The organism is Pedobacter sp. FW305-3-2-15-E-R2A2 (assembly GCF_038446955.1).
GTDB lineage: Bacteria > Bacteroidota > Bacteroidia > Sphingobacteriales > Sphingobacteriaceae > Pedobacter.
Window position 1 is genome coordinate 775,619 of sequence record NZ_CP151803.1, and the last position, 19,289, is coordinate 794,907.

A 19,289-nucleotide genomic window follows, 5' to 3' on the forward strand; every position below is an offset into this window, starting at 1 on the left:
CTAAAAACAATGTTGGGACTAATGCTACTAAGCTTTCTTCAACGTAGTTTCATAAATATTTTTTCCGGTATGATCTATGATTTTTGCATTTAAGCGGGTTTGATCCACCGAAAAATACATAAAACCATACTCCGCGGCTTCGAACTTGCTGTAAGGTATTCCGGCGGTTACCGGAGTAACCTCAGAGCCGGCACCCGAAATAAACTGTTGGGTAAAACCTCCCGTGCTCAGGTGTTGCAAAGAATGGTCATGTCCGGAAAGATAAACGTCTACTTTGTTGCGTTCAAAGATGTCAGACAGCACTTTCCTTACCGCAAGGGTATCATAGTTCTTGATCCTGGGACCAACGGTATAAATGGGGTGATGCCCCATCACCATTTTCCATTTTACGTCTGAGCTTGCATTTTTTAAAGTTTCATCCAGCCATTTGAGCTGCATTTCGGGCTGCTGATCTTTTACCCAGGGCCCGTATTGCTCGCTGCTGTGGAACTCGGGTATCAGCGGACAAGTATCGATAAACACCATTAGCAGTTTTCCACCACCTTTTATCGGTACTTCTTTTGAGTAGTACCTGGACGGCATTTTCCACCTTCTGCTGATCTTACTGTACCTTACCTGTGCATCAGGGTCTGAGATGTAATCGTGGTTTCCAAGAATCGGATACCAGTCCCATTGTAAAGCAAAATCTGTATAAATATTCTCAAAAGAGTAATGCCATAAAGGGTCATGTTCGCTGGTCACCCCTTTAGGATAGAAGTTGTCACCAAGGGAAAGAATAAAGTCGTTCGGATTTTCGGTTGCCCATTTACCCATTTGTACCGCAACATGTTTCTGATGATCGGCTCCATTGCGTCCCCAATCGCCTACCGCCATAAAGTGAACGGGATAATCATCTTTTAATTCACTGCGTGGTGCTACATCTTCACTTTCCAGGTGGGTCTCAGGACTGGCTGCAAGCGATTGCAGGGGTGCAAGCACGCTTGCACCTAAGGCAGTAAGTGCCGTACTTTTTACAAAATCTCTTCTCTTCATTTTAATATCCTGTATTTTGTTTCAGGTTTTTATTCAGTACCAATTCGGTAGCCGGAATCGGGAAGATATCTCTGGAAGCACCTTCATTGCCCGCTTTGAAGCCCCATGTGCCCTGATATTTTCCGAAGCGGATCAAATCATTGCGACGCCATCCTTCCCAGGCAAGCTCGCGTCCTCTTTCCTCCAGAATGCCATCCAGGGTAATGGTGGTAATTTCCCCGGCCTTTGCGCGAACACGAACCTTATTTACCAGTCCAACTGCATCAGTCATGGATCCTCCTGTTCTCAGTAGCGCCTCTGCTTTTAGCAGGTATATATCAGCAAGCCTGAAAATTGGCATGTCATTGCCCTGAAAACGGGTGCCACTATTGGTATTTGGATCAGGATAGAATTTGATGGATCTGACACCCCTGGATATTCCGTTTACCTCCGGGCCAACATCCATAGTTTCCGTGTTGGTGAGTACGATCTCTGGAGTAAAATCAAGTTGGGCCGAACCATTCATGATTTTAGTAGTTCCATCGGCAAGCGTCTGTTTCCCTGCCAACCAGGTCGCATTTCTGATGTCTCCTGGCAAGTTAAAGGTATCATAAAACTCCTTTAGGGTACACTGTGCATTACTTGGACTAAAGGGAAGATTGTACTTCGCCCTTAGCGTGCTGTGCAGCGTAAAACGGGTAATTGCATTACCGCCCGAATAATTGGGATCATATATCGCAGCAAAAATGGTTTCGTTGTTTGGTCCGTTAGTTGGCGAAAAGAGCGTGTTGTAATCGCTTACCAATGCCAGTGATGATCCGGTAATAATTTTATCACCATAGATAATAGATTCCGCATACATTGGCTTGCCGATATAATGTTCGGCATTGATGTACAATTTTTGCAATAGCGCATAGGCCATCCATTTCGTTGGGCGTCCGTAGAATTCTGTAGTAATGGTTTTGGGCGAAGACAAGCCTTCAGCTACCGCAAGTAACTCTTTCTCTATGTACGTAAATACTTCTGCACGGGTAGATTGCTTTGGACTTTCTGCCGTTCCAAAACTGGTAATGGGAACATTGCCAAACATGTCCATCACATAAAAATAGTATAAGGCACGCATAGCGCGTATTTCATTTAAAAACTGCGTTTTTGTAGGGCCATCTGCTGATTTCTCAAACAGGTCGATTACCCGGTTACAGTCGCTTATTCCGGCATATCCCCATTGCCATGCACTTAGAATGATCGGATGATCCGGTAACCAGTTGTGTTTATGCAGCGTCTGATATCTTCCCTGGTCATAATAGCCTCCGTTCCGTGCGGTAATGATGGCCTCGTCACTCGTCAGTTCGTACATCCTCCAGATGTCGACACCAAAGCCAGCGTTAAATTTTTGATAAACGGGACCTGTTGCAGCCAGGTAAGCATCAGGTGTTACCGGAAAGTTTCCTTTTGTTAATTGCGATTCCACATCAACATCCAGTTTTGTACAGCTTCCCAATGTTAAAACCACCAGGGCTGCCGCTGTTATATATCTTTTCATTTTCTCTTTTTTATAGAATGTTATAAATTGAAGTTCAGCCCAAAAATTGCAGAGCGTGTTTTAGGGTAGAAATTGCGGTAATCGATGCCAGGTGTCTGACCAGCCATATTGATTTCCGGATCTACACCTTTATACTTGGTAATGATAAAAAGGTTATTACCTGAAGCATAAAGCCTCAATGTTCTGCTGCCTTTTATTTTGAAAGTATAACCCAGCGTCGCATTGTCCAGACGGAGGTAGGAGCCGCTTTCCAGATAACGATCTGACACAAACTGAGCTTTATCATCGCCGATCGATTCGGTTAAAGTGACCTTTGCGATATTGGTTTGAAAGGCATAGATCGGGGCGTTCATATCGGCAAGGGTCGCATTAAGGATTTTATTTCCGTAAACCCCGCGAATGAAGAAGTTAAAATCGAACTGTTTGTACCTGAACGTATTGTTCCAGCCATATAATACTTTTGGTTGCGCAGAACCCGTTGCACTGAAATGTTCAAATCCTGTGTTTGCTGTAGAAGCGTTTCCGTTTTTATCATAGAACATTGATTTCCCGTTGGCATCTTTACCCGCATACTTCAGTAAGTAAAATGATCCCAGGGGAAGTCCTTCTTTAATCACCTGGTAACCCAGCGCGCCCGACTGCCCTCTACCACCCACATTAGCGGTATAAAATTCATTTGCCTGGAAAAGATCATTAGAAATAGAAGTGATCTCATTTTTGTTGTGTGATAAGTTAATTGCGGTGTTCCAGCTAAAATCGTCAGTTTTAACAATAGTGCTGTTCAGCGTAAATTCGATCCCCTTATTGGTCATTGCGCCAACATTGGCTGTTAACACATTGAACGGATATTGGGTAGTTGAAACCGAATAGGGGGCAATAAGGTCTGTAGTTTTCTTATTGTATACCTCAATTGACCCGGAAAGTTTGTTTTTAAAGAGACTGAAGTCTACACCGATGTTCAATGTAGCTGTACGTTCCCATTTCAGGTTTGGGTTGTCATTTTGAGTAGGACCAATTGCGGTCAGCCATTTTCCATTCGAATAAAAATACGCTCCGTTCTGTGCACCGTAAACCAGTTTGGCAGTGTAGGCATCAAACCCTATTGAATTTCCTGAAACACCATAACCGGCACGGAGCTTAAGCTGATCAACGAAAGATACATTTTCCATAAATGCTTCACGGTCTATGTTCCATCCCGCAGAAACAGACGGAAACATTCCCCATCTGTTGTTAATTCCAAAGGCCGAGGAGCCATCACGGCGAATCGTTGCCTGTAACAGATATTTTCCTTTATAATCGTAGATGGCTCGTCCATAAAAGGAGATCAAACGAAGCGTGGAGATGTAAGTATTGCCATAATTCACAACACTGGATCCGTTTCCGTTACCTAATCCCAGATTGTTCCACAAAAGATCATCCGAAACAAAGTTTTGTCCGGAAGTCTGGAAGCCATCCCCATTGCGGTTTTCCTGCCAGGAGTAACCGGCTAGTAGTTTTAGCCCGTGATCCCCAAAAACCTTATCATAATTAAAATATCCTTCTAAAACCTTTTGTGTGTTTTTTACAGATGAACGTTCTGCATAGCCATTAAACCCCTGTTTTAACATCGAAAATCTATTGTTATACAGATTTTCGTTGATCTGCTCATTTTGGATGGATACCATCGCATTGAAGTCAAGGCCATCAATAATGTTTGCTTTCGCGGCACCATTGATGAGGTAGAGGTTGGTTTTTCCCTGAAATTTGTTATTTTGTAACAGTGCTACCGGATTGTAGTATCCACCGGTTCCGGTGGTTCTGGACGGGTCTTCAGAAAAACTGCCATCGGCCTTCCTTACGCCAACAGTAGGCAGGTAAGTGAACATGTTATTGTAAACCTGGCTGGCGATCCTTTCGTTAACGGTATTGCTGTTTGTCAGGTTGAGGTTTAACTTCAGTCGGTTGTTGAGCAGACGCTGCTCCATATTTGCTCTTGCGATAAAGCGCTCCAATCCCGATGTCTTAATAATCCCCTGGTTGTCAAAATAGTTAAGACTTGCTCCATAAGATGAGTTTTCGCCTCCTCCATTAAAATTGAGGTTGTGGTTTTGGGAGAAACCAGTTCTGGTCACCTCTTTTAGCCAATCTGTATTGCTGCCATCGTCGCTGATTTTATCCAATGTTTTTCCATTGTCTTTTAGATAGGTTCTCAATTCGTCTCCGCTGGCCATGTCGATGCTGTTGGAAATACTTTCTGAAGCAGCATAGGCACTGTAAGAAAGTTTACCAAGTCCTTTTCCTGAATTTTTAGTATTGACCATGATGACACCATTTGCTGCCCTGGATCCGTAAATGGCTGTTGAAGAAGCATCTTTCAGGACTTCCATGCTGAGGATATCGTCTGGTGCGACCAAATCTATCGATGCACCCGGAACCCCATCAATCACATAAAAGGGTTCCTGAGCACCCTCTCTGAAACTTGAGGGACCACGCAGGATCACCGCAGGTTTATCTGTTGGGTTTCCGCTTCTGGTGATATTCAGACCGGCAACCTTTCCCTGAAGCAACTGGCCTGGCGAACTCACCACACCCCGGTTAAATTCTTCGGGCTTTACGGAAGTTACTGCTCCGGTAATTTCGTTCCTTTTGCTTTTACCGTATCCAATCGTTACTTCCTGAAGGTCGTTTGATTGTTCCCTAAGTTTGATGCTCAGTGCAATTTGCTGGCCTGTGGTCACGGTATAACCAGAGAGGGTATCCGTTTTATATCCTATGGAACTGAAGATAAAACGGTATGGGCCGCCTGGGGCAATGTTTGCAAAGCTGAACAATCCGGTACCCGAAGAAGTGGTGACTATTGACTTGCGGGTTTTTTCATTTTCTGCCTTTACTGTAACACCTGGAATCCCCTGACCGGAGACATCCAAAACGATTCCTTTGACAGGTAGATCCTGTGCAAATATTGGACCTGCCCAACCTATGATGCCGAGGCATAACATACGTTTCAGGATTTTGAATTTTGTTGAATACATAATGATTTTTTGGCTTCTTTGGTTTTATTTATCAGTTTTTTGTATGGAGAATTCTTGCGCTGAGGTGTTGGTTAAGGTCATGTTGTTGATCAGACAAATCAATTTGAGTACATCTTCAGGTTTTTCTTTGCCCGTATCAACGCTGCCTGTGAAAGTGATTTTGCTGACGTCCGTTTGGTTCGAATTCACTTTAATACCGTAAGCTTCAGTTAAAAGTTGGAAGACCTTTACCAGTGGTATATTTTTCATGATGATCAGATTGCCTTCTCTCTTCAGCAGCTCTGCTGCGGGACGGAAGGTTTCAACTGGCTTGATGATCTTGGAAAGTTTGAGGGATGGGTCGTATAGCAGTGTGGTGCCAACATTGGAAATATAGGCCAGGGCCTGTTTGGTCAGGGTATCGGCAACGACAATTTTTCCGGTGTGGAGCTTAACGGATATCTGGTGTCCGCGGGTATTGATTGTGAATGACGTGCCCAGGGCTGTTGTCTTCAATGCACCAGAGAACACACTGAAAGGCCTCAGCGCATCTCGTTTCACCTTGAATCTGGCCTTACCCTTCAGATATACATTTCTGAGTTTTTGATCAAACTGCTTTTTAAATTTGATTGTGGAAGCTGGATAGATGGTGACGAAGGATAAATCTGGTAACTGGTACCTGATGACCTTAGTTCCGGAATTGGCAACCTCTTTCCATAGACTTGTTTTCTCCTTTTCCTGAAGCTTGTTGTTTGCAGTAAGCTGCGGCTTCTGGTTGTCGGTGTGCTTTGGCCGGATAAATAGTGCAAATCCGACCATTAAAATGATCGCAGCCGCAGAAAGATATTTCGCAACCCTGATGAGCCTAAGCCTTACCTGTTGTTTTGAAGATATTTGCCCGAGTATAAAGCGGTGCATCTCCTCCGATTTCCCCTGCGGTAGTGGTTCATCAGCATCAAAAGATTCCCATTGCTGATCACTAAAATTTTCCTGGATGAAAGTCTCGCGGTTTAGCTTGCGTTTTATTCTTTTGTTTGGCTTCATACAGGTATTACGTATGTCGCGGCCTTTGCCCTTACGGCTTAACAATTATTTAATATGGCTATAGCAAAATCGTATACATGTAGTGTTTAAGGTGGGAGAGGACCTTGCCGATATGGCTCTCTACAGTTTTTGGAGATATTCCCAACATTTCCGCTATTTCCTTATAGGAGAGTCCATTTTGCCTGCTCAGGTTAAATACCATTTTTCTCATTGCCGGCATGGCGTCAATTTCCTGCTCAAAATGTTTAAGCATATCGCGGCTTTCGATCATCTTCATCAGATTGTCGGTAAAAGGATATTGCTCAGACCTGGTATTATATTTCAATCTCGCAGACTCTTTTCTAAGTTGATCGATCATCACCTGTCTGGCCATTCCAAATAGCTGAATATTTAGTGCAGTATGTTCATTTAGCGATTGTTTCTTTTCCCAAAGCCGGATAAAGCAAAGCTGGACTACCTCTGTAGCAATGTATTCAGACTGTGTTTTTTTGAATACAAACTGATAAATTTGTTTATGATAACGGGAATAGGCCTCATTAAAAGCCGGAAGCAATCCTGCCTTTATTTCACATACAATATCTTTGTCCATCGTTGGGGCAAAATTATCAGCTTTAAAATAGAGATGATTTAAGTTAACATTATGAATATATGAAGTTTTGTCTGGGTTTAACTATGGCTTAGCTTATAAAAAGAAAATAATATGGCAATACACGTTGCGATCACCAGAAAAATACTTCCTGGAAAAGAAAAAGAGTTTAAAGAATCCCTGCAGCATTTCCTTGGAGCGTCCTTTACACATGGCGGCGTACACGGAGCTGCGATGATCTCTTCTTTCCCGGGAGCCGACAGTAATGAAATTGGTATTCTCAGGACATTTAAAGACGAGCAGGAGCGTGATGCTTTTTATAATTCCGCATTGTTTATGGAATGGGAGGCATATGCTTCGACACTTACAGAAGTTCCGGTATACCGGGAGCTTATGGGTCTCGAAGCCTGGTTCAGATCTCCGTCGCCTCCGCCACGATGGAAAATGGCTGTCGCAACATTATGTGGCGTATTCCCGACGAGCTTATTTTTATACTATACCGTCGGTTTGTTCATTAGCAATCTGCCACCTGTAATTCGACTTTTAATTACAGCAGCATCGATGGTTGGTCTGTTGACCTGGGTAGTGATGCCAGTGCTGATCAAAATTATGAAGAAGTGGCTGCAAAGCGTGGGTTAAGCAGAAAAATATTTCAGCCCCCATTTATGCAGATCGTCAATAATTTTTAGTAATTCCAAACCTTTATCGGTGATCATGTAATGAATACTTTTCGGAGCTTTCTCTTTGAGGATTATTTTGTCAACTAATTTGTCATTAACTAATTCTGAAAGCCTTTTGCCAAGTATCTGATCCGACAAAGATGGGAAAGCATGTTTTAATGTGCTGAATTGTTTTGTGCCCGAAGCGACCTTATGCAGTATCTGCATTTTCCATCGTGGGCTAATATCTCTTAATACATCATTTACCTCACACGCAAGGCTTAAGGCTGTAATATTACAGGCATTCGATGTCCCGGGTTTTAACTGACTTGACATATTCTGATTTGAGGTTTGCTCACTTTCGGGTGAGTTATTGAATTGTAAAAAGACATTGACAACTTTTGCATAAAAAAATATTATGAAATCATTAATCAAAAGTACAAAGTCGTTTTTCATCTTACTAATATTACTACTATCAGTTTTCGAAATAAATGCGCAGTCTACGTCAAATAAGCCCATTTTTGTCTTAGTTCATGGTGCTTTTCATGGTGGCTGGTGTTGGCAAAGGGTAAGCACGGAATTGCGAAGCAAAGGAAACCTTGTTTATACGCCAACGTTGAGTGGACTTGGGGAACATAAAAATACATTTAATGACGAGATCGATCTGAATACTCATATTACAGACATTGTAAATTTCCTGATTACAGAAGACTTGCACAATGTAGTTTTAGTCGGCCATAGCTATGCCGGAGCTGTGATAGCAGGTGTTGCAGATCGGATGCCGGATCGGTTGTCTAAACTGGTTTTTCTTGATGCAATGCTTATGGAGAATGGCCAAAGCGCACTAGATGTAAGTCCGGACGACATCCGGGAATATTTCATTAAGGTGTCAATGGACTACGACAATGGACTAAGTATCCCGTTCTTCAGCAGTGATTTTTTTGGTGTGACTAACTTAGCCGATATAAAATGGGTAAATGACCGTCTGACCAATCAGCCATTTAAAACATTTTGTCAGCCTTTGGAGTTAAAGCACCCCTACGGTAATGATTTGCCGTTGACTTATATTGCTTGTACCGGACCGGAACTAAGAGCGATCCAACCTTTTGCAGACAAAACAAAAAAGAGCAAAAACTGGAAGTATCTGGAGCTTAAAACGGGCCATGATGCCATGATAACAATGCCTGTAGAGTTGTCCAATATGCTACAATCATTAATGTGATTCATGCTATTGAGATTGGGCAAGAAATGTGGGACAACTCTTAAAGATACGAAAAGGTGGTTAGGTGGAGATGCCAGTGCTGATCAAAATTATGATGAGATGACTGCAAAGCTCGGACATTTAATGTTTTGTTAATATGTCTATCATGTGCTGGGGGTAATTTCGCTTCATATTTTAAATGATGAATTATAAAAAAAGCTTGCTGATACTTCTGTTTAATGGTCTCTTTTTGATCACATTTGGGCAGCGTACATTAGCACCACTTCCCAAATCTAAAAATGGCTTTATCGTAATTGCCCACCGCGGAAGCCATCTGATAAAACCCGAAAATAGTATTGCCTCAATTGAGGAAGCTATAGACCTTGGTGCGGATTATGTTGAAATAGACCTTCGTACCACCCGTGATGGTCATTTGGTTTTAATTCACAATGAAACCGTAGATCATACCACCAATGGCAGAGGCAGGATTCAGGATCTGAGCCTGGATGAAGTGGAGAAACTTAGTTTGAATGCTAAGGATGGGTATACCTATAGACTACCTCGTTTTAAGGAAGCTTTGAAAGCCTGTAAGAACCGGATCAATATTTATCTGGATTTTAAGGAGGCTGATGTAGCACAGGCATACGAAGAAATTAAAGCTGCGGGAATGGAAAAGCAGGTGCTGGTTTATATCAATAAAACTGAGCAGTATGGGTTATGGAGGGCTCTGGCTCCCCAGATGCCGCTCATGTCTGGCTTGCCAAAGCACATAAAAACGAAAGAAGAATTGAGTTCCTTTCTCGATAAAATGCCGTTGGAAGCAACGGATCGTTTTCCAGACCCAGCACTTATTGCAGCAATAAAGGAAAGCGGATTGTCTGTCTTTTTAGATGTGCAAATGGCTGATGAAGATCCGGTGAAATGGAAAACTGCAATGGATAAAGGAGTTCAGGGTGTTCAAACCGATCATCCTAAAGCACTAATCGAATATTTACAAACAAATCACGTGCGGAATGGTATAAACGTTTCGCGGCCATAAATCATCTCTTCAAAACCACCAATAACCATCAAAATTTTCAAAAGAATTCTAGGGAAATGGAACCTTTTTGTTCGAACTTACGCAAAGCAGCAAGAGGCACACCCGATCGTTCAGACAAGCCTTCTTGAGTCAACGCCATGCATAGTCTTCTATTCCAAATATTCTCGGCAAGTTTTTTTATGCTTTAGATGTGAATGTAAGTGATAACATAATAGTAGTAATGGGGTTTATTTAGTGATTACTAATACTATAGTGTTACAACTATAGTTGATCAGAAATAATCCTAAGAATTTTGATCAACAGAAATATAACAGTTATTCTGAGAAGTTACCCGCTGGCTCTTGATGAAATCACTGTTTACTTTTTCCATGGCCTTAGACAACCTATTCTGAAACGCACTGACAATATCCTGAGGGATATATTTCGCACCTTTCGGGAGCTCATTCAGTGTAATCGTAATTTTTTTTCGCTTCATTGTAAACTGTTTTTAAATTCTGTATAAGTCTGAAAACCAGTTTCCAAAGTTATAAACTTATTCCCGTTTTTCTTAATGATCTTGCCTGGATAATTGGCAAATATCAATCCATCTTGTTTCCTGCGATGGGTTTAGTCGCATCAACTATGATAAGTCCACCGGCAATTTTCCTGCTGAAATTGTGGCTTGTGTAAATCTCACTGCACCAGATAAACTTGGGCATGGGTGTATTTAAAAGTCCATCTTTGACTTTCGCATTTAGGCCAACCAATCCAAAAATATGATACTTAAACAATCTAGAGGAAGTAATAAAGGCCTTGAAGACAAAGTTCTTGGCAAACTTATATCCAAAGTCCTTGTCTGCCAAAATCGTCAGAAGTAATTTTTTGCCCCGAACTGCCTCCAGATAGATCTTCTTATATAAGGGCACTACCACCGTGACTACCTTAGCATCACTCAAGTTCGAGTCATTCTCATAGTTGGTATTCACAGGATCAGCAAGATCTTCAAAAAGTATGTATTTGGTCTGGCGTAAAATTAAAAAAGCCTGGGTGTAACTTAACCCAGGCTTTAAACTTAATTTAGTCTTCCCTAACGGTTATAAGCATCTACAGCATTCTCCAAATGTCTGTTACCGGATGCCTGGATGAAATATCCGCCTGTAGCTAAGCCTGCTCCCGCTCCGAGCAATATAAAGGCAGGGGTGAAATTAGGACCTTTACCAAAATTAGAACCAAATCCATTTCCGCTTGACATATGTCTATTGCTGCTACCCGCGGCCAAAAAGGAAATTAGCCCGGATACGATAGCTGCTCCTGCAACGATATACATTGTTTTTCCTGTATTTATGCTTTTTCTGTAGTTTTTCAACATGTCCATGGCCTTGGGATTGTCCGCCATATCTGCGCTCAGGTTGTGGTAATTTGCTTTTTTTAAATCTCCGTAACCTTTGTTGTAATACATTTTTACATCTACAGCTTGTGGTCTTCTATCTATATACCTGTTACGCCTATACCGATGATCGTATTGGTAAGGATAATAGTCTTCCTGCTGAAACACATTGATCTTGCCCTCGATAATTCGTTCAGAAAAGGAGGTGGTACTACCAAAATGGAGTCTTCGGGTATTGGCAAAAAAGCCGTCTTCATTACTGAAAAATTTGACCTGTTCTGTTGGGACTTTTCTGGAATCGGCCCGAAGTTGCAGGTATCCGGAAAAATCTGGACGTAGTCTAATGTCCTTGGCATAGATCACAGAATCGGAATAGAGATAGATGAAATTTTTTGATTCGTGCACCTGGGCACGGGTAGTCAGGGCAAAGCATGCCATGACACCGATGAGTAATTTTTTCATATGGTTCAATTTGTGTGTAATTAATGTTACGCAAATTATCAGCCATTATTTGATTTGTAAGAAATAAAATACATCCATACAAGAAGGAAGGATCGGTGTTTTAAATTCTATATCTGATGTCCGGATTATGATTCAATTCATTCTTAGTGTTGAAGGTGTAGTAGATCTAACGTAAATTAATATATATGAGGGCTTTACTTCAGCATGATCTATGTAGCTTGTTCCGAAATAATTTTTTCAACTTGTTTATTTGGGAATTAATAGTGTGTTGTATATCTTGTAAAATGAAATTACCGCCTTACAATACTTTCCCAAATATTCTTGCTGAGAAAATCTCCCTGCGACAAATTCAACCCTCTGACATCAATGACATTATCGAAATTTCATTTTACGATGGGATCCAGGCAACAACAGTGCAGCAGGCGATAGAAATGCAGGATAAAATCAACAAAGACTATTTTGACGGGAATTCAATTCATTGGGGCATTGTAGAGAACGAAACGAATAAGATTGTGGGGACTTGCGGTTATTATCGCGGACTGGACAAAGGAACCGGAGAACTTGGCTGCGTTTTATTACCTCAATACCAGGGGCAGGGTTTTATGACTTTAGCAATGTCTTTAGCCATAGACTTTGGAATAAATAACATCGGACTAAAGCGCATTTACGCGATAACGAGTAAAGCAAACAACAAAGCCAGGAAACTTCTCGATCGATTGAACTTCATTAAAATTGCAGAGTTGGAAGATGATGAAATTGAATACGAATTAAAACACAGTAGTCTTACCGGATCTGTCTGAGAACATTGTTAAACATTAAACTGCCTTAAATGATGGTCTGAATGTTTATAAGCAAAGACGCCAATCTGCTCTCTTGTCATTTTTCCAAAGAAATCGTGAATGAACTGGTCGTTTGAAAAGTGCTCATAATCAGTGATTAAATCTACAAGAATTTTCTTCTGAGCATTCAGGTCGCCTTCTTTTTGTGTTACAGTGAATGCTTTGCCGGCCGGCATGCCTTTGCCCAGCGGCTTATCATCTTTAGTATTGCTTTTGAGTGCCATTTTGCCAAAGATCTTACCCAACCATTCCTGCTTGTAAACAGGACTGTTTTTTCCTAAAACCCATTCATTCCATATATTGCAATGCCTGGTCATTTGAAAAACATTCATTTTGCCCCAAAGTGCTGTGCTGTTTTCATTGAGCGCCTCAACTCTTCTCGTCAATTCATCTCGTATTGCCGGATCAAATATTGTTTTCATTGTCAAAATTGTTTAGCGGTTGCAATGAAAAATAGTTGCCGGAATCATCTTTAAATAATGCTTCTGTTCCGTAAAATTCTTTTGTAGGTGGTTTGATAAATTCCACTCCTTTGGCTTTTAGCTCTTCATAAGTAGCAAAAATATCGGTGCAGGTTAATACTCCACAACCAAATATTCCTTTTTTGATGAGGTCTATTAAGTTTTCTGCAACTTCTTTCGGAAACATTTTACTTACGGTAACGGGAAACAAGACCAGTTGTAAGTCGGGTTGTTCCGGAGGTGAAACGGTTAGCCAACGGGTTTCTGGTCCCATGGGGATGTCGTCTACAAGTTTGAAGCCTAATTTGTTTACATAGAAGTCATAAGCGCTATTCTGGTCTATGACATGAATGTTTGTAATGCTCATTTTAGTAATCATGGTAATTTTAGATTAGATGTTAAACTCATTACAAACTTGAAGAATAATTTAAACATCGGGTTCTTCAAAATTGCTATTCTCATTGTCAATCCAGCCGTGTTGATAGGCGTAACAACCCGGCACAAAAGAAAGGGGCCGGAGACTGATTTTCTTTTGAGTCTCCTGATGGTGTTTGAGGTAATTGGATGGAGATTTACCTACCACTTTTGAGAAAAGTCCGCTGAAAGAGGAAAGGCTGTCAAAGCCTACTAAAAAGCAAGCTTCGGAAACCGTGATGTTGTTCTTCAGTAATTCTTTGGCCTTTTCGATTCTTACATATTTTAAATACTGGTGGGGTGTCTTTCCATAGGCAGATTTGAACAGCCGGATAAAATGAAATTTAGAGAAATAGGCCTCATCAGAAATGCCATTGAGGTCTATTTTATCCGCATAGTTGTTGTCGATGAATAATTTTGCCTGAACGATTCGTCGATATAAATAAACCTTCGGATATTGATCTGTAGCCATTTTTTATCTCGTATTTATACAAAATAAAAAAAAATCATCAAAGTTTGTCCAATTTTAAAAAGCCGTTTGTCTTCAGGTTATAAAATCAAAAATTATAACAAAATGGAAAAGAGAATAAACATCTTCGGAAAAGGACAAAACGCATTGAAGCCACTTTTTGAAATGGCAGGTTATTTAAAAAAATCATCTTTGGGTGTGGAGCTGATGCACCTGATCGAATTCAGGGTCTCACAAATCAACGAATGTGCCTATTGCCTGGACATGCATTATAAGGATGCAAGGGCGAAGGGAGAAACTGAACAACGCCTGTATGGACTTAGTGCATGGAAAGAAGCACCTTATTATACGGAAAGAGAAAGAGCCGCATTTGAATGGGCGGAAGCAGTAACGGCAGCTCATATACCTGATGAGGTTTATCAAAGGGTAAGTGCTCATTTTTCAGAACTTGAACTGGTTGACCTTACCATGGTTGTGACCACCATCAATACCTGGAACCGCATTAATCTTTCTTTCCCGAATGTGCCGGGAACTTATAAAGTTGGCATGTTTGGCTAGGGGCCTGCAAAATGTCCTTATCATCCCCGATGAGGACTTTTTTTATTCCATATTATAAATATCAGTAGTTATTTTTACAATTAAAATAGAAGAATATGAACGACTTTTTATTGATTTTCAGAAGAGATTTCACAAATAAAGAAGCACAGCCTTCTCCGGAAGAATTACAAAATTCGATTAGCGCCTGGCAGAACTGGTTTGGTGGGATTGCAGCTCAAAATAAACTGGCACGGCCACTGCAACGCTGGGATATATCCGGTAAGGTGGTAAAGTCAGACAAGCACGTCATCAATGGACCCTTTGTCGAAATTAAAGAATCTATTGGCGGACTGGTTATCATCAAGGCAGAAAGTTATGAAGATGCAGTCGAGATTGCCCAGGGGTGTCCGATCCTTGAACTCGGTGGAAACGTAGAAGTAAGAATGGCTACTGAACCTGAGGCATAGATCATATCAAATGAAGCAGCAGGAACTGATCCCGAATTTATTTAGAAGCGAATATCAAAAAATCGTTTCGGTACTTTGCCGTTTGTTCGGTATGGCACATATTGAGATAGCGGAAGATATTGTGAGTGATACTTTCCTTGCTGCTACAGAGATCTGGAGTACAAAGGGATTACCCGATAATCCCAGAGCATGGTTATATACCGTTGCGAAAAATAAAACTAAAAATTATCTCAAAAGAGATTCCCTGTTCCAGCAAAAGTTATCTCCGGAGATTCAATATGATACTGCCAATACGGAAGAATTTGAGTTGGATCTGTCGGTCAAAAATATCGGAGATAGCCAGCTTGCCATGATCTTTACGGTCTGCAATCCTCAGATCTCCACCGAATCTCAGGTGGCATTGGCACTTAATTTACTTTGCGGGTTTGGTATTCAGGAGATTGCGGATGCTTATTTAACCAATAAGGAGGTCGTTTATAAACGGCTTAACCGGGCTAAAGAAAAGTTGAAAGAATTGAACATCAGTATTAAACAGCCAAGCTTGAATGAGATCAGTTTGCGGATGGATAATGTATTGACCACCTTGTACCTGCTGTTTTCTGAAGGTTATTATTCCATTTCTCAGAATACAACGCTCCGAAGAGATTTTTGCACAGAGGCCATGCGGTTGGTCTACCTGCTGACTGATCACGACCATACCAATCTTCCAAAGGTAAATGCATTGCTGTCGCTGATGTGTTTCCACGCATCCAGGTTTGATGCCCGTTCAGATCAAAATGGAGAAGCTATTCTGTACCAGGATCAGGATGAAAGTCTCTGGAACATGGAACTGATTGATCAGGGGAAATACTATTTGGGTTTATCTGCTGCAGGTGATCAGTTCAGCAAATATCACCTGGAAGCTGGTATTGCTTACTGGCATACCTATAAGGAGGACAAACCAGAAAAATGGACACAAATTCTGCAGCTTTACAACAACTTGTTGATCCTGGAATATTCGCCTATTGTTGCCTTAAACCGGACTTTCGCATTGGCGAAGGTGAACGGAAAACTGGCGGCCATTGCAGAAGCTGAAAAACTGAAACTTACGGATCATCATTTTTATTACTCCCTGCTCGGTAATCTATATACAGATCTCGATAATGAGGTGGCTTTGCAGCATTATAAGCAGGCATTGGCAATGGCGGTCTCGAATGCGGAGCAACTGACCATCAGCAAACACATTCAGCAGTTGGAAAAGCTTATTTAGCGTTGAGTTAAATGAAACTTAAACATATGAAAACGCATAATAAAGAGACTGTATCATAGGATGCAGTCTCTTTATTTTGAACCCGATATTCTTACCCTTATCTTAAATTACCTGGCTTGCGGATCCAGTCTGCATAGGTTTCCTGGCCAATGCGGGGATGATCTCCGGGAACTAGTGACTGATCATTAATTTCTGCTCCGAAATATGGGGCATGTAGGTCTGTTACCACCTTTCTGTTGTCATTTTTAAGGCTGAGGTATTGTCTGACGATTTCATCCAGCCCGATCTTTTCAGGTCCGGCAACTTCTGTTGATCCGTTCAATGGTGCGCCAAGCGTAATGTCGGCTAGTGCTGCAACGACATCATCTGAAGCGATAGGCTGGAACTGGGCTGGGGATACATGTATTTGATCTTCCTGAATTCCTGCCTGTGCAATACCTCCCACAAATTCGAAAAATTGCGTAGCATGCAGGATGGAGTAGGGGATTCCGGATTCCTTGATCAACGTTTCCTGTACCAGCTTGGCCTGGAAATAAGTATTTGCATTTGGACGGTCTGTGCCGACAACCGATAGGGCTACATGGTGTTTTACTCCGGCAATGAGTTCTGCAACAATCAGATTTCGCCCTGAAGTTTCGAAGAATTCCAGGACTGCTTTTTGCTCAAATGACGGGGAGTTGGCCACGTCAACCACCACTTCCGCTCCCTTTAGGGCTTCATTAAGTCCTTCGCCGGTAACGGAATTTACTCCGGTACCTGGAGAAGCTGCGATTACTTCGTGTCCGGCTTCGCTTAAGGTTTTTACCAGTTTTGTTCCGATGAGGCCAGTGCCTCCGATTACTACAATTTTCATATCCTAAAATTTAAGTTGTTTTTTAGTAATGACAGTTGAAGTTCTTGAATTGGACAAGTTTTGTCTCTTTTATTTTTTGTGTAGATTCAGTTTTCAGTTATTCAACTCCTATAAAATCCATGGTTTGTTCCTACAGGTGGTGGAGATCAAGAGTTTTTTATCTGGAATTTTTCTTCAACGATCTATAAGATAAATAGAGATTGCCGGTAGCGGAACAGACAAATCTGAAAATATTTATTTATCATTGACTGCGATTGCCGCAAAATTATAAATGACACTTTACCATAAGCTTTCTGATGCTGAACTTTTTTCCTGCTTGAAAAAGGGAGATGAACTGGCCTATACGGAAATTTATAAAAGGTTCTGGGCGGTACTCTACCGCCACGCAAGAAGAATGCTGCAGGACGAAGAAGAAGCAGAAGATGTGATTCAGGAGGTATTTACAATGCTTTGGAATAAGGCTTCTGAATTGCAAATCAAAGATTCTCTGTCGGGATTTCTGTATGCCACCGTTCGCAACCGGATCTTTGACCATATGGAACATGGTAAAGTGAAATCAAAGTATATGTCTTCTCTGGGCAAGTTTATAGAAGATGGTGCATACCATACGGATTACCTTATTCGTGAAAAGCAACTGAAGGAACTTATTGAGCAGGAGATTTCAGCGCTACCGGAAGCAATGCGTGTTGCATTTCTGCTTAGCAGGAACGCGAATCTATCCTATAAAGATATTGCTGAGCAGATGGGAGTGACTGAAAATGCGGTGCGAAATAACATAAGCCGTGCACTGAAAATTTTAAGACAAAAATTCGGCAGTGCCGTATGGATTTATTTGTTTTTTAATAGTTGGTAATTAGTTTGTTATGTTGTTGTTAAAAAAATATTAACTTTTTCTGAGAGGATAGCCTATACCTTCCCGTCTTTACCATATCACCAGCCTGGTTGACATCACATGGAAGAGGACAAAGCACACGAATTATTTAATAAATACCGTAAGGGAGAAACTTCTGCGGAAGAAAACGGACTAATTGAAAGTTGGTATCTGAATGAAATCAGCAAATCTGATCCGCTGGATCAGCAAATTGATTATGATTTTTCGGGCGAGAGGATCTGGGCAAAGATTCAGCAGCAGCGGCCTGTTAAGAAAATCAGATTCAGATTGCCTGTCCGCATTTCTGCGGCTGCGGCTGTTCTGTTGATTGTTGGATCAGGATTATTCTTTTATTTAAATCACAAGAGCCCTGTTCCCGAGAGCACTTTTGCGAACGATGTTCAACCGGGAAGAAATGGAGCTACACTTACCCTTGCCAATGGCCGGAAAATTAAGCTGGATGATGCAATGAATGGTGAGCTGGCTAAAGAAGCCGGGGTGGCCATTACAAAGACTGCCGATGGGCAGTTGCGGTATGAAATTCAAAATTCAAATGGGGAAACCAATGCCATAAATACGATTTCCACAGCTAAAGGAGAAAGTTATCAGCTGCGTTTACCTGATGGAACATTGGTGTGGTTAAATGCGGGTTCCAGTTTGACCTATACTGCTGCGTTGAATGATCATGGCCTTCGAAAAGTAAAACTTAATGGCGAAGGCTATTTCCAGGTCGCCAAAGATAAAGCACATCCTTTTATTGTAGAAACCTTTAATCAGGAGATCGAAGTATTGGGTACGCATTTTAATGTTAGCGCCTATCATGACGAACCATTGATAAAAACCACTCTCCTGGAGGGAATGGTAAGGTTAAATAAAAATGAAGTCCTTAAACCTGGTGAACAGGCTATAAATAATTTGGGAAAGATTTCTGTTGAAAAAGTTGACGTGACGGAGGCGGTTGCCTGGAAGAACGGGAAATTTGTATTCAACGATGAAAGCCTGGAAAGTATTATGCGGAAACTATCCCGGTGGTATGACCTGACCATCATTTTTAAAGATCAGAACATGCGGAATCAAAAATTCTGGGCCACCATCACCAGGCAAGATAAGCTTTCCAGAATATTGCAAAGCCTCGAAAAAACCAATATGGTGAAATTTCAGCTTCAGCAACGAACCGTTACAATCAGTAATCCAGATCACTGATGCCCGAAAAAGAAGACCAAACCTA

At 41.4% G+C, this 19,289-nt stretch carries 22 protein-coding genes; 9 read left to right on the plus strand and 13 right to left on the minus strand.

Going from position 1 to position 19,289, the window contains the following annotated elements; translation table 11 throughout:
• Positions 1–27 precede the first annotated feature (27 nt).
• Genes AAFF35_RS03010 through AAFF35_RS03030 form a run of 5 tightly spaced genes read right to left on the minus strand, consistent with a single transcriptional unit; the run spans position 28 to position 7,177 of the window.
• Positions 28–1,032 (minus strand): metallophosphoesterase, encoded by a 1,005-nt coding sequence (locus tag AAFF35_RS03010; protein ID WP_342330887.1) that lies wholly within the window; start codon positions 1,030–1,032, stop codon positions 28–30.
• Position 1,033: 1 nt separating this feature from the next.
• Positions 1,034–2,554, minus strand: a complete 1,521-nt coding sequence (locus AAFF35_RS03015) for a RagB/SusD family nutrient uptake outer membrane protein (RefSeq protein ID WP_342330888.1) — start codon at positions 2,552–2,554, stop codon at positions 1,034–1,036.
• 20 nt (positions 2,555–2,574) lie between these two features.
• A complete protein-coding gene (locus AAFF35_RS03020) occupies positions 2,575–5,565 on the minus strand; it encodes a SusC/RagA family TonB-linked outer membrane protein (protein WP_342330889.1) in 2,991 nt (996 codons plus the stop codon).
• Positions 5,566–5,589: 24 nt separating this feature from the next.
• Positions 5,590–6,588 (minus strand): FecR family protein, encoded by a 999-nt coding sequence (locus tag AAFF35_RS03025; RefSeq protein ID WP_342330891.1) that lies wholly within the window; start codon positions 6,586–6,588, stop codon positions 5,590–5,592.
• Positions 6,589–6,646: 58 nt separating this feature from the next.
• On the minus strand, positions 6,647–7,177 hold the full coding sequence (locus AAFF35_RS03030) for a sigma-70 family RNA polymerase sigma factor (protein ID WP_342330892.1): 531 nt from the start codon (positions 7,175–7,177) through the stop codon (positions 6,647–6,649).
• 111 nt (positions 7,178–7,288) lie between these two features.
• On the opposite strand from AAFF35_RS03030, the gene AAFF35_RS03035 reads away from it, so the two are divergent.
• Positions 7,289–7,813, plus strand: coding sequence for an antibiotic biosynthesis monooxygenase (locus AAFF35_RS03035; RefSeq protein ID WP_342330894.1), 525 nt, complete (start codon positions 7,289–7,291; stop codon positions 7,811–7,813).
• Here AAFF35_RS03035 and AAFF35_RS03040 read toward each other — a convergent pair.
• Entirely contained in the window at positions 7,810–8,289 is a 480-nt protein-coding gene (locus tag AAFF35_RS03040) for a helix-turn-helix domain-containing protein (RefSeq protein ID WP_342330895.1), read from the minus strand. The genes AAFF35_RS03035 and AAFF35_RS03040 overlap by 4 nt on opposite strands.
• Here AAFF35_RS03040 and AAFF35_RS03045 point away from each other — a divergent pair.
• The gene (locus AAFF35_RS03045) at positions 8,252–9,055 is read left to right on the plus strand and encodes an alpha/beta fold hydrolase (RefSeq protein WP_342330896.1); all 804 of its coding nucleotides are present in this window, start codon (positions 8,252–8,254) and stop codon (positions 9,053–9,055) included. The genes AAFF35_RS03040 and AAFF35_RS03045 overlap by 38 nt on opposite strands.
• A 178-nt stretch (positions 9,056–9,233) precedes the next feature.
• The gene (locus AAFF35_RS03050) at positions 9,234–10,073 is read left to right on the plus strand and encodes a glycerophosphodiester phosphodiesterase family protein (RefSeq protein ID WP_342330898.1); all 840 of its coding nucleotides are present in this window, start codon (positions 9,234–9,236) and stop codon (positions 10,071–10,073) included.
• A gap of 283 nt (positions 10,074–10,356) precedes the next feature.
• Here the strand turns inward: AAFF35_RS03050 and AAFF35_RS03055 are convergent, their stop codons facing one another.
• The 3 genes from AAFF35_RS03055 to AAFF35_RS03065 form a co-directional block, all read right to left on the minus strand.
• Positions 10,357–10,548 (minus strand): hypothetical protein, encoded by a 192-nt coding sequence (locus AAFF35_RS03055; RefSeq protein WP_342330900.1) that lies wholly within the window; start codon positions 10,546–10,548, stop codon positions 10,357–10,359.
• Between the two features lie 103 nt (positions 10,549–10,651).
• Complete coding sequence (locus AAFF35_RS03060) at positions 10,652–11,008, minus strand: hypothetical protein (RefSeq protein ID WP_342330902.1); 357 nt, start codon at positions 11,006–11,008, stop codon at positions 10,652–10,654.
• A gap of 131 nt (positions 11,009–11,139) precedes the next feature.
• Positions 11,140–11,901: a hypothetical protein gene (locus AAFF35_RS03065; RefSeq protein ID WP_342330904.1), complete on the minus strand. Its 762-nt coding sequence runs from the start codon at positions 11,899–11,901 to the stop codon at positions 11,140–11,142.
• Positions 11,902–12,185: 284 nt separating this feature from the next.
• Between AAFF35_RS03065 and AAFF35_RS03070 the strand changes: the two genes are divergently transcribed.
• Positions 12,186–12,701: a GNAT family protein gene (locus AAFF35_RS03070; protein ID WP_342330906.1), complete on the plus strand. Its 516-nt coding sequence runs from the start codon at positions 12,186–12,188 to the stop codon at positions 12,699–12,701.
• A gap of 8 nt (positions 12,702–12,709) precedes the next feature.
• On the opposite strand, the gene AAFF35_RS03075 is transcribed toward AAFF35_RS03070, so the two are convergent.
• The 3 genes from AAFF35_RS03075 to AAFF35_RS03085 are packed head-to-tail and all read right to left on the minus strand — an operon-like array spanning position 12,710 to position 14,087.
• A complete protein-coding gene (locus AAFF35_RS03075; RefSeq protein ID WP_342330907.1) occupies positions 12,710–13,162 on the minus strand; it encodes a DUF1569 domain-containing protein in 453 nt (150 codons plus the stop codon).
• Positions 13,146–13,580, minus strand: coding sequence for a VOC family protein (locus AAFF35_RS03080; protein WP_342330909.1), 435 nt, complete (start codon positions 13,578–13,580; stop codon positions 13,146–13,148). Before AAFF35_RS03080 ends, AAFF35_RS03075 begins: the two co-directional genes overlap by 17 nt.
• 48 nt (positions 13,581–13,628) lie before the next feature.
• Complete coding sequence (locus tag AAFF35_RS03085) at positions 13,629–14,087, minus strand: AraC family transcriptional regulator (protein ID WP_342330911.1); 459 nt, start codon at positions 14,085–14,087, stop codon at positions 13,629–13,631.
• A gap of 102 nt (positions 14,088–14,189) precedes the next feature.
• Between AAFF35_RS03085 and AAFF35_RS03090 the strand changes: the two genes are divergently transcribed.
• The 3 genes from AAFF35_RS03090 (at position 14,190) to AAFF35_RS03100 (ending at position 16,337) form a co-directional block, all read left to right on the plus strand.
• On the plus strand, positions 14,190–14,642 hold the full coding sequence (locus tag AAFF35_RS03090; protein WP_342330913.1) for a carboxymuconolactone decarboxylase family protein: 453 nt from the start codon (positions 14,190–14,192) through the stop codon (positions 14,640–14,642).
• A 95-nt stretch (positions 14,643–14,737) separates the two neighbouring features.
• Complete coding sequence (locus tag AAFF35_RS03095) at positions 14,738–15,088, plus strand: YciI family protein (RefSeq protein WP_342330915.1); 351 nt, start codon at positions 14,738–14,740, stop codon at positions 15,086–15,088.
• A gap of 10 nt (positions 15,089–15,098) precedes the next feature.
• Positions 15,099–16,337, plus strand: coding sequence for a sigma-70 family RNA polymerase sigma factor (locus tag AAFF35_RS03100; RefSeq protein WP_342330916.1), 1,239 nt, complete (start codon positions 15,099–15,101; stop codon positions 16,335–16,337).
• Positions 16,338–16,434: 97 nt separating this feature from the next.
• Here AAFF35_RS03100 and AAFF35_RS03105 read toward each other — a convergent pair whose 3' ends face one another.
• Positions 16,435–17,190: an SDR family oxidoreductase gene (locus tag AAFF35_RS03105; protein WP_342330917.1), complete on the minus strand. Its 756-nt coding sequence runs from the start codon at positions 17,188–17,190 to the stop codon at positions 16,435–16,437.
• A 271-nt stretch (positions 17,191–17,461) separates the two neighbouring features.
• Between AAFF35_RS03105 and AAFF35_RS03110 the strand changes: the two genes are divergently transcribed.
• Both AAFF35_RS03110 and AAFF35_RS03115 read left to right on the plus strand, forming a co-directional pair.
• Positions 17,462–18,043, plus strand: coding sequence for an RNA polymerase sigma-70 factor (locus AAFF35_RS03110; protein WP_342330918.1), 582 nt, complete (start codon positions 17,462–17,464; stop codon positions 18,041–18,043).
• Positions 18,044–18,142: 99 nt separating this feature from the next.
• Positions 18,143–19,264: a FecR domain-containing protein gene (locus AAFF35_RS03115; protein ID WP_342330920.1), complete on the plus strand. Its 1,122-nt coding sequence runs from the start codon at positions 18,143–18,145 to the stop codon at positions 19,262–19,264.
• Positions 19,265–19,289: the final 25 nt, after the last annotated feature.

Bases quoted from the DNA above. Each gene is read 5' to 3' on its own strand.
- AAFF35_RS03010 (WP_342330887.1), bottom strand. From the start codon at position 1,032: ATGAAGAGAAGAGATTTTGTAAAAAGTACGGCACTTACTGCCTTAGGT.
- AAFF35_RS03015 (WP_342330888.1), bottom strand. From the start codon at position 2,554: ATGAAAAGATATATAACAGCGGCAGCCCTGGTGGTTTTAACATTGGGA.
- AAFF35_RS03020 (WP_342330889.1), bottom strand. From the start codon at position 5,565: ATGTATTCAACAAAATTCAAAATCCTGAAACGTATGTTATGCCTCGGC.
- AAFF35_RS03025 (WP_342330891.1), bottom strand. From the start codon at position 6,588: ATGAAGCCAAACAAAAGAATAAAACGCAAGCTAAACCGCGAGACTTTC.
- AAFF35_RS03030 (WP_342330892.1), bottom strand. From the start codon at position 7,177: ATGGACAAAGATATTGTATGTGAAATAAAGGCAGGATTGCTTCCGGCT.
- AAFF35_RS03035 (WP_342330894.1), top strand. From the start codon at position 7,289: ATGGCAATACACGTTGCGATCACCAGAAAAATACTTCCTGGAAAAGAA.
- AAFF35_RS03045 (WP_342330896.1), top strand. From the start codon at position 8,252: ATGAAATCATTAATCAAAAGTACAAAGTCGTTTTTCATCTTACTAATA.
- AAFF35_RS03040 (WP_342330895.1), bottom strand. From the start codon at position 8,289: ATGAAAAACGACTTTGTACTTTTGATTAATGATTTCATAATATTTTTT.
- AAFF35_RS03050 (WP_342330898.1), top strand. From the start codon at position 9,234: ATGATGAATTATAAAAAAAGCTTGCTGATACTTCTGTTTAATGGTCTC.
- AAFF35_RS03055 (WP_342330900.1), bottom strand. From the start codon at position 10,548: ATGAAGCGAAAAAAAATTACGATTACACTGAATGAGCTCCCGAAAGGT.
- AAFF35_RS03065 (WP_342330904.1), bottom strand. From the start codon at position 11,901: ATGAAAAAATTACTCATCGGTGTCATGGCATGCTTTGCCCTGACTACC.
- AAFF35_RS03070 (WP_342330906.1), top strand. From the start codon at position 12,186: ATGAAATTACCGCCTTACAATACTTTCCCAAATATTCTTGCTGAGAAA.
- AAFF35_RS03075 (WP_342330907.1), bottom strand. From the start codon at position 13,162: ATGAAAACAATATTTGATCCGGCAATACGAGATGAATTGACGAGAAGA.
- AAFF35_RS03080 (WP_342330909.1), bottom strand. From the start codon at position 13,580: ATGATTACTAAAATGAGCATTACAAACATTCATGTCATAGACCAGAAT.
- AAFF35_RS03085 (WP_342330911.1), bottom strand. From the start codon at position 14,087: ATGGCTACAGATCAATATCCGAAGGTTTATTTATATCGACGAATCGTT.
- AAFF35_RS03090 (WP_342330913.1), top strand. From the start codon at position 14,190: ATGGAAAAGAGAATAAACATCTTCGGAAAAGGACAAAACGCATTGAAG.
- AAFF35_RS03095 (WP_342330915.1), top strand. From the start codon at position 14,738: ATGAACGACTTTTTATTGATTTTCAGAAGAGATTTCACAAATAAAGAA.
- AAFF35_RS03100 (WP_342330916.1), top strand. From the start codon at position 15,099: ATGAAGCAGCAGGAACTGATCCCGAATTTATTTAGAAGCGAATATCAA.
- AAFF35_RS03105 (WP_342330917.1), bottom strand. From the start codon at position 17,190: ATGAAAATTGTAGTAATCGGAGGCACTGGCCTCATCGGAACAAAACTG.
- AAFF35_RS03110 (WP_342330918.1), top strand. From the start codon at position 17,462: ATGACACTTTACCATAAGCTTTCTGATGCTGAACTTTTTTCCTGCTTG.
- AAFF35_RS03115 (WP_342330920.1), top strand. From the start codon at position 18,143: ATGGAAGAGGACAAAGCACACGAATTATTTAATAAATACCGTAAGGGA.